At 75.4% G+C, this 1,765-nt stretch carries 1 protein-coding gene; it reads right to left on the reverse strand.

Annotation, left to right across the window (positions count from 1 at the left end; translation table 11 throughout):
* On the reverse strand, positions 1 to 1,765 hold a 1,765-nt coding region (locus V6U90_RS33230), incomplete at both ends, for a hypothetical protein (RefSeq protein ID WP_442933721.1).

Genomic DNA, 1,765 nt, shown 5'->3' on the forward strand with positions numbered 1-1,765 from the left:
GTGACGCCCCGCCGGGCCGCGTCGGCGCGCAACGCCTGCTCGATGCGGTCCAGGTCCGGCAATGCCGCCTTGGGATCACCCAGTGCGAGTGCCCGCCGGTCCGGGTTGGCCGGCGGCGTCCACGCCTGCCCACCCGACCCGTCGGCGTCGGGTGCGGCCGGACCGGCGCTGGCCGCATTGCCGAAGACCCGGACATGCCGGTCGGCCTCGGGGACACCGGACAGCAGCCGGGCGGCCGCGTCGGCCACCTCGCGCGGGATGGGACCGCCCCGGGACTGGACAACCACGGCCACCCCGGTCGCGGGGGCCGCCAGGGCGTCGGGGGACAGCGTGTCCGGGCTGGTGCCGTGCTGAGCAAACAGGACGACCCCCCGGTGCTCCCGGACCGTCCAGCCGCGGTACACTTGGTACTCGCCCGGGTCAGACGGGCGCAGGCCCAGCAGCCCCGGCTGCCGAGGCGGTGCTGGACGCAGCGGCACCCGCCACGCGTACGCGGCAGCCGGGAACGTCTCCTGCCCCCGGGCGTCGACCGGGACCAACTCGTCGACACCGGCCGGCTGCCGACCCACCACGGACACCGGCAACACCAACTCCAGCCGCCCGCCGAACCGCTCCCGCAACACCTCCGCCACCCGGGCAGCAGCCACCACACCAGGCGACGTGTCCGGGATGCTGGCAGGCGGCGTGGCCGGGGTGCCGGCGGCCGGGGGCGCCACGAACACCTGGAGCGAATCGGCGCCCGGGGGAAGTCCCTGGCTCACAGCCTCCACGACGGCGACCGGATCACTGACCGACTCGTCCAACACCAGCCGGGGCCGGTCCGGGGTGGCCAGGTCGGACCAGTGCAGTGTCGCGGCACCGGCCGGCGGCCGCGGACCGGCGTGGGCGAGCACCCCACCCGGAACGTGGCTCAGCTCGACCCCGGCGGGCAGGCCGGACAGATCGGACGGGACGAGAGTACGCCGGTCCAGCCCCAACCCCGACGTGATGAGCCGTTCCGGCGCCGCCGCCGGCATGCCCCCGAAGATCCGACCGACCCGGTGGCGCACCCGCTCGGGCAGCGGAGTCGCGCCCCAGCCCAGGAACACCGCCGGCTCGGCCAGCCAGCCACCGGTGTCCGGCAGCAACCGCCGTACCCTGTCCAGTTCCGTCGCCGGCCCGATCCACAGGTGGCTACCGCCATCCCAGACCACCCAACCGTCACCGAGCCCATACACGCCGGGTGACTGCTCGGTCAGCCCGTACGGGGCGGGCCGGGGCGGTGCACCGACGCTCTCGGGCAGGAACAGGTACCGCTCCGGCCGCCCACTGAAGAACGTCACCTCGCCGTTGGCGTCCAACGGGACGACCTGCGGGCTGGGCGTCGGCCGGTCCCGCAGCGCCGACCGGGGCACCGACAACATGGCCAAGGACTGCGGCCCCAGCGCCTGCGCGGTGACCTCCAGCGCCCGGGCCACGCTGACCGGCTGGTCCTGCGGCCAGTGCAGGACAGCCATGGTGGCGTCCTGCGCCCGCAACCCGGCCAACGCGGCACCGAGGCGGTCCGGGTCGAGCACCGACGAATGCAGCAGAATAGCCGGCCCGGGACCCGTCGGGGCCAACACCCGCGAGCTGATCGGGCCGGGCGCGGTGCCACCGTCGTGCAGCAGGACACCGCCCACCGCGCGCTGGAGCCGCAGACTCTCCGGCAGCCCCTCGGCCATCACGACCAGCGGCGCGTCCGCGGACGCGGCCGGCCGGACGACCTGCTGTTGACTGTCCTCGG

The sequence above is a fragment of the Micromonospora sp. CPCC 206060 genome (assembly GCF_036906895.1).
In the GTDB taxonomy this organism is placed as follows: domain Bacteria; phylum Actinomycetota; class Actinomycetes; order Mycobacteriales; family Micromonosporaceae; genus Micromonospora.